This window comes from uncultured Methanobrevibacter sp., assembly GCF_937906425.1.
Taxonomy (GTDB): Archaea; Methanobacteriota; Methanobacteria; order Methanobacteriales; family Methanobacteriaceae; genus Methanobrevibacter.
In genome coordinates this window covers 1-6,799 of the sequence record NZ_CALCYR010000087.1, presented here as the reverse complement: position 1 = coordinate 6,799, position 6,799 = coordinate 1, and the positions used below count along the sequence as shown (strand labels likewise).

At 31.5% G+C, this 6,799-nt stretch carries 4 protein-coding genes; 3 read left to right on the top strand and 1 reads right to left on the bottom strand.

The window, feature by feature from the left end:
* Positions 1 to 344: 344 nt before the first annotated feature.
* The 3 genes from Q0138_RS02365 (at position 345) to Q0138_RS02355 (ending at position 4,230) form a co-directional block, all read left to right on the top strand.
* Positions 345 to 2,510, top strand: a complete 2,166-nt coding sequence (locus Q0138_RS02365; RefSeq protein ID WP_297980414.1) for a right-handed parallel beta-helix repeat-containing protein — start codon at positions 345 to 347, stop codon at positions 2,508 to 2,510.
* 341 nt (positions 2,511 to 2,851) lie between these two features.
* Entirely contained in the window at positions 2,852 to 3,913 is a 1,062-nt protein-coding gene (locus Q0138_RS02360; protein ID WP_297980409.1) for a tetratricopeptide repeat protein, read from the top strand.
* Between the two features lie 65 nt (positions 3,914 to 3,978).
* On the top strand, positions 3,979 to 4,230 hold the full coding sequence (locus tag Q0138_RS02355; RefSeq protein WP_297980406.1) for a hypothetical protein: 252 nt from the start codon (positions 3,979 to 3,981) through the stop codon (positions 4,228 to 4,230).
* 502 nt (positions 4,231 to 4,732) lie between these two features.
* On the opposite strand, the gene Q0138_RS02350 is transcribed toward Q0138_RS02355, so the two are convergent.
* On the bottom strand, positions 4,733 to 6,673 hold the full coding sequence (locus Q0138_RS02350) for a YhgE/Pip domain-containing protein (protein ID WP_297980403.1): 1,941 nt from the start codon (positions 6,671 to 6,673) through the stop codon (positions 4,733 to 4,735).
* Positions 6,674 to 6,799: the final 126 nt, after the last annotated feature.

Here is a 6,799-nt window from a genome sequence, read left to right as displayed (position 1 = left end):
GAATATTTGTTATTTATCATTAATTATTCAATAAAATGGAAGATATAAAAGTTAACTTTATATTAGATGATACTAATGTAGAAATAAAATGCTCAAAAGAAAATACAATGAAAGATATATGCCAAAAATTTGCATCTCAATTAAATATAAATATTAATTCTTATTTATTTTTAAATCAAGGCAAACAAATAAATTTCAATTTATGTGTAAAGAATTATACTGATTTGATAAATAAAATTAATAATGTATATATCTGATTATGAATTAATTCGGATATACTGTTTAAAATTTATAAAGGTGAAATTATTTTAAAGAAAACATTTATTTCAATTTTAATTGTTTTAATGTTATTTTTAACTATATCTAGCTGTGCCGCTGAAGAAGGCACAACTGTAGATGATGGTGATACTCAAACAGTTGATAGTGTAGTTGAAAATACCAGTGTATCATCAGAGGATAGCGGAAGTTCCGGCTCTGATGATGTTGTTGCAAATAGTTCAGACAGTGCTGATGATAGTGCTGCTGGAGATACAGTTGCCAATGCTACAGAAGATGCTGCTAACACTACTGTAGAATCAGATGCAAGTGATGCTAACACTACAGTAGAAACAGATGCTACAGCAACTGATGGTGGTGAAGAAGAAGGGGATGAAGAAATTTTTTACACCTATTCTGAGATGGTTAAAATTATCAATGAGGCTGCATCCGGTTCTACAATTTCATTGAAGGGAGATATTATTTATGACCCTTCCTATGACAGTAATTACAATAACGGTGTTTTAATCAGAAACAATGTAACCATTGAAGGTAATGGCCATTATATTGATGGAGGATATACAGTAGGTTGTTTCTCAATTTCTCAAGGTTTTAAGGTGACCATCAATAACTTAACAATGAAAAACGGTTATGGAGTAAGTAAAAATGGTGGTGCCATATTATCAAGGGAAGATGTAATACTTAACCTTAACAACTGTATTTTCAAAAACAATAAGGTTGACCATGGTAATGGTGGAGTAATCGACGCTAAGGAAGGAGGAGTTTTAACAATTAGAAATTGTCAATTCCTCAACAATGTCGCTAACCGTAATACCACTGTAGCTTGGGAAAAGGATAAAAAAGGTATGGGAAGTGCACTTAAGGTATACGGAGCCACCTTAAAAGTTTATGATTCCTATTTCTCAGGCAATAAAGGTTATTTAACCACTGTTTTGGTTGTAAGTCTTACAAATGGCAATCAATTCTATCAAGCAAGTTTATACATGGACAATTGTACCTTTGAAAAGAATCCCTCCGTAAACAAGGGTGTTATCTATGTTGACGAACATGGTATAAGTAAAATCTTGAATTCCAAGTTCTACAATAATCCTACCAACAATACAGGTATTATAATTTTGGATACCAGTAAATCTGCACTTGTTAAAAACTGTATTTTTGAAAACAACACTGCAGAACGTGGTGGAGCAATTAATGTACAGGTTTATGACAAGTCTATGAGATCCAATGCTACCATTGAAGGTTGTAAGTTTATCAATAACTATGCATCAGAACATGGTGGAGCAGTGAACATAATCTGTGGTAATGTAAAGGTTACAAACTGTGAATTTACCTCAAATAAAGCTAAAAAATGGGGTGGCGCTATCTATGCAGTTAATGGAACTCTTACAATCACTGGATCTACATTCACTTCCAATAAGGGTAACTTCAGTGGAGCTCTTGGTTTAGTCACATTATCAAAGGTTACAATCAGCAATTCCAAATTCTCTAAAAACACTTCCCCTTATGGAGGAACCGTTTCCATTGATAACAGTAAAACAGTTACCATTACAAATTCCAATTTCATTTCCAATAAAGCGCAAAACGGTGGAGCTCTCTACTTGATGCTTATTAAGAAAAACACTAAATTGGTTTGTACCGTAACAAATTCCAACTTTACCAAAAACACAGCTACCAACCAAGGTGGAGGTATTTGTGCTCTTGGCGGAACCTTAAAGGTTACAAAATCAGCATTCACTTCCAATACAGCTAAGAATTGGGGTGGAGGTGTCTTCCTCAGATTAGGAACCATGACAGTAACAAGTTCCAAATTCACTTCAAACAGAGCTGATTATGGTGGTGGAGTATATATTGTTTCAAATAAGGCTAAAGTTACCTCCTGTAGTTTTGTTAAGAATGTAGGTACCTACAACAATGCCCACTACTTCTCAAAACTTAAAAACGTATTCAGCAAATGCAGCTATAAATCAAATTACTTGCTTAAGTATGCAAAAGTTTCATTTGCTAAATCAGGCAAATACATTAAGGTAACCATTAAAAGCAATCTTAACAAAAACCTTAACAAGAAGTTCAAATTATCATTTGTTGGACCTAAGAATTACACAACCAAATGGTACACAACTAAAAAAGGAGTTTTAAACGTTAAGATTCCTAGCTTAAAATCTGGAACATACACTGTTAACATAACTGTTTCCGGAGCTAAATATTATCCGGTAACTAAAAAAATAAAAATATGATTGAATTAGTAATTTAATTACTAATTTTTTCTTTTTTTTTAAACTATTTTTAATCATTTTTAAACTTTTAACTATTTTTAAATTATTTTAACTATTTTTTAACTATTTTTATTTATTTTTAATTTCTTTTAATTTTTAAACTTTTAACTATTTTTAAACTATTTTAACTATTTTTAATTATTCTTTTCATTAATTGAAGTTTCATTATTATTATTTTTTTAATAAAATTTTAATAATAGTTTTTTTAAATATATAATCACTTACTTCTTTAAATTTAATATAAGTAAATGTAATTAAGTTTTTTTTAAAAAATTTCTTTGATTTAACTCTTAAGTGATATGATGTCTGATAAAAATGATTCAAGCAATGATATAAATTCTTATGAATTTTCCAAAAGGGTTCAAACAGCTATTAATTTAATGAATGAAGATCAACTAAAGTCTTTTGATTGCTTTAATGAAATCATTGATGATTTTAAAAAGTTTTCGATTGAAGAGATTAAGGAAAATGATCTCTCTTCAGAATTTATTAACTCATTGAATGCAAAAGCTTCCCTGTTGAATGCTAGGGATGAGATTGATGAGGCAGAGGAATCCTTTGATATGATTTTGAATCATTTTGATGATAAGGATTACACTGCCTTGATGAACAAGGCATTGATTTTTAGAAAAAGAAGGGATTATGACAATGCACTATCCTATTATGACATGGTTGCAGACTTTTATCCTGATAGAGGCGAGTATATTTTAGCTATTGAAAGTGAAATACTTGAAGAGATGAAAATTGATTTGGATGAAGTTAATCTTGAGGATTACGATAAGCAATTTAGGGATTTGATTGAGAAAGGTCTCTTCTATAAGAATAAAAATCGTTTGTTTGAGGCTTTACAATGCTATGACAGGGCATTGGAATTAGATTCAAATAGTCATAATCTAATCTATTCATTGTCCTTTGACATCAAGAAGGAATTTTTCAAGCTATTTCTTTTTGAAGACATTGATATAAACATGGATGAGCTTTCAAGGAAAAAGGGAGCTATTTTACATTATCTCTTTATTCAAAATAACTATTATTATGCCTATGTGCTGAATCAGGAAATATTGGATGAAAACAATAATGACCTTTTTGCATTGAATGCAAAGGGAATGATTTTCTTTTTACTTGATGATTATCAATCTGCAATCAAATATCTGAAGGAATGCATTGCTTTGGATGAGAATTATTTATATCCTTATTTTAACATTGCATTGTGCTTAAAGAGAATTGGTGAAATGGAAGAGGCAATGGAATATTTTAATAAGATTAAGAATTTGCCGAATGAAATTTCCACTCCTTCAAAGGAGCTATTGGAGATTTTTAAAAGAGCGATTGTGGCTAATGAGATTTATGCTTTGTCATTTTAATGATTTGTGATTTTTATTTTGCTTTTATGAATTGTTATTTAGATTTAAAGATTATATTTTAAAAAATGAAATTATTTTTGGAGGGTTTTATGGCTGATGAAAATAAAGAAGAATTGGAAGAAGAATCTGGTGGAAGCGATATTGTTGTATCTAAATCCAGATCAATTGATAAAGAGGAAATTAAGAAAAAGTCTTTAAAACTTAGTTTGGAAATGGCCGTTAGACATATTTTTGGAATTCCTCATACATTATCTGGAATGCTTTTAAAGGTATATGTCAAGATTATGAAAAAGATTAGAGAAAATAAAAAAGAATAATTTTTATTAAACTTTTATTTCATTCTAAATCTTTTTCGGCTTGTTTTTTGAGTTTTTTATTTATTTATTCCTTTTTTTAATCTTTTTTTAACTTATTTTGTTTTTTTATTGTTTTTTATTGTTTTTAATCTTTTTTTTAATCTTTTTTTTAATCTTTTTTTAATCTTTTTTTAATCTTTTTTTAATCTTTTTTTAATCTTTTTTTGGGCTTGTTTTGAGTTTTTTATTTATTTATATTTATTTTAATCTTTTTTGGCTTTGTAAATCCTATAAAAATTTCTAAAAATTATTGTTTTAAATCTAACTAAAGTTTAAAAATAGGTTTTCAACAGACCTGAATGAATAAAAAAGTAAAAAAAAGTTTAACAAATTCAAAAAGTAAATATTAAAGAAGTAAACGAATAAAAAAGTAAAAAAAGTATAAAAAGTATAAAAAGTAAAAAAATTAAAAATTTTAAAAAAATAAAAAAAGATTAAAGATTAATTAATAATCCAATGGTCCTCAGTGGAACAGATTAGCTTCTGATAACTTTTCCTCAAACCAATGAGCTCTTTTGTCTGCAAATGCCTTAATGGCTACAGATAACACTAATGTTATAATAGCTATAATTGACAATGCAATAAATGAACTAATGTAATTAGGCCATACAAGTCCTAATGCAGCTTCCCTAAGCATAGTAATACCATGGGTCATTGGCATATATGGGCTAATATTTTGAAGGATGTTACCCATCAACTCTATTGGATAAATACCCCCTGTTCCGGAAATCTGGAACACAAGCAATACGACTGTTAATCCTTGTCCCACCTTACCTAAAGCGGATACCAGTGAGTAACAAATTAGCATTATTATCATCGAAGTGAAATAGGCAGAGAATATAAAGAGAGACACATTGCTTATTTCAATGCCTAATATGAATGCTCCAATTAGGGTTACGGTAGTTTGGAAAAATGCCATAACAAGGAAAATGATCAATTTTCCGTAATACATCTCGGAAGGACTGAATTCAGTTCCAGTTGATTGGCCTACCCTTAACATGGTACATGTAATTACAGCTCCAACCCACATGGATAATACTATATAAAATGGAGCTACTTCAGAACCGTAATTGTCAACAGGATAGAGTTCCTGTTCATCCAGATTAACTGGAGCGTAGATATAGTCCCCGACTTGGTCCTCATCAACACCGGTCATGCTTGAAAGGGAATCTGATGCTCCTGCAAGTGAGGAGGATGCTGTAAACAATGCATATGCTGCAGAGTTTGCAAGCAATTCTGAACCTGCTGCCAAACTTAGTGAACCGTTAGCCAAAGCAAGGGATCCATTTGCCAAGGAGGCAGAACCATTTGCCAATTTTACACTGCTGCTTGCAAGTTTTGATGAACCGCCGGCAACACTTGAAGCGCCATTTGCCAAAGAGACTGAACTGTTTGCAAGTTTTGATGAGCCTTGAGCCAATTGGCTTGAAGAGCCTGCCAGCTGTGAACTTGCATTGGCAAGGTTCTTTGAACCGTTAACAACGGTCTTCAACTGTTCATTAGGCAATTTGTCAACATCAACTGATTGCTCAAGTTGACTTGCAGAGCTTTGAACCTGTGATGCACCAGCTGAAATTTGGGATGCTCCGGATGTTACTTCAGAGGAAGCTTTTGAAACCTTTGAAGCACCTGATTGAACCTTGGATGCTCCAGATTCTACTTGTGATGCTCCAGAAGAGACTTGGGATGCTCCAGATGAGACTTCAGAGGCACCGCTTGTAATCTTTGATGTTCCGGATGAGACCTGTGATGCCCCACTTGATACCTGTGATGCCCCTGATGAAAGCTGTACTGCACCTGAGGACATTTGGCTTGCACCTGAAGCAAGGGCAGATTGAAGGTCTCCCAATTTTGAATATGCTGCCACATCAATGTATTCAACAATTTTAGCGTTAATTTTATTATAAACAGCCTTTGCTGCAGAATCACTTAATTTTGATGCCATAGGATTTGTTTTCCTATTGACTATGTATTCCAAGTTTGCAGAATGAGGATCATCTGTTGTAATTGAGGTTACATTTTCACTGAAATTCTTTGGAATTATTATGCCCGAATAGTAGGTTCCATTCTTGACCCCTCGCCGCAGCTCTTTTTCGCTGACAAAGGTCCAGTTGAAGTCATCGTTCTTTTTCAGTTCCTTCTCTATCTCATCACCTATATTTATTTCGCTGCCGTCAAATTCAGAACCGCTGTCTGAATTAGCAATTGCAAACTCGATGTTTCCAGTATTTTCATATGGATCCCAACAAGCCTGAATGTTTATAAGAGCATATAGTGAAGGCAATATAACAATGGCAAGCAGAACGATTACAACAATATAATTTTTAGTAAAAACGTCTCTAAAATCTTCTTTTAGAATTTTTCCAATATTGTTAAGACTATTTCTAAAATTTCTTTTAGCCATATTTAACCTCTTAGTTTCTTAAATTCATATATGATTAGTATTAGTTTTATAAAACTTAAAATGAAATCTAATTTTATAATTGTAATTATTTTGTTAATATTATATTTCAGTCGAATATTATGTCTC

Excerpts from the sequence above, each read along its gene's own strand:
- Q0138_RS02365 (WP_297980414.1), top strand. The coding sequence starts at position 345 with ATGTTATTTTTAACTATATCTAGCTGTGCCGCTGAAGAAGGCACAACT.
- Q0138_RS02360 (WP_297980409.1), top strand. The coding sequence starts at position 2,852 with ATGTCTGATAAAAATGATTCAAGCAATGATATAAATTCTTATGAATTT.
- Q0138_RS02355 (WP_297980406.1), top strand. The coding sequence starts at position 3,979 with ATGAAATTATTTTTGGAGGGTTTTATGGCTGATGAAAATAAAGAAGAA.
- Q0138_RS02350 (WP_297980403.1), bottom strand. The coding sequence starts at position 6,673 with ATGGCTAAAAGAAATTTTAGAAATAGTCTTAACAATATTGGAAAAATT.